1 protein-coding gene is annotated in these 587 nt (G+C 40.4%); it reads left to right on the top strand.

The genetic code is table 11. The features are described 5' to 3' along the window. Positions 1–247 precede the first annotated feature (247 nt). A complete protein-coding gene (locus AC5V8P_RS25960) occupies positions 248–403 on the top strand; it encodes a small acid-soluble spore protein P (protein WP_064795693.1) in 156 nt (51 codons plus the stop codon). The last annotated feature ends 184 nt before the right edge of the window (positions 404–587 follow it).

The following is a 587-nucleotide window of genomic DNA, read 5'->3' as shown; positions in this document are numbered from 1 at the left end:
CTACATGACAAAGGCCAAAAATGGACTGGATAAAAACCTGTCCAACATTGTCGATGATTTGGAGCAACGTCCAGTAAATAGTCATCAGGCACAGCAAGTGCAGCAGGATCGTAATGATCGTCGTCATCAGGATTCACTAAACCACGATAAAACGGAAGATATGAACCATCTATAGTCCTATTTTAAATGGTAATAAACGGATTCGCTGATGTGCCAGTAATATAAAATGAGAATGGAGGATACGCAAATGGGCAAGCCTAGAGCTGTTCCTGTTCCCGAGGCACAGGATTCTGGTGGAAGTCATGAAAAGCGTGAGCGTAGTCATCAACAGGAGCCATTATCCGGTTCTAAGAAGGTGAAACAGCGGAATCACGTGGATCACCATAACAGAGAAGGTTCATAAGCAGTCAGACTTTTTTCCTAAAAATATTACAAAGCACAAAGACACCCTGGTTAAAGAGCCAGGGTGTCTTTGTGCTTATTGTAAGAAAATTTTCCAATAAGTGTTTCGCCGTTTGTGAATATGAGTTAAAATAGAGGGTGTGTATTTTTTTGTTAGTATAAAAAAGGGGTTAATTATGAGAGGA

It is taken from the genome of Paenibacillus sp. N119s (assembly GCF_059447605.1).
The sequence above is the reverse complement of the archived record's forward strand: the minus strand, read 5'-3'. Positions and strand labels throughout refer to the sequence as shown.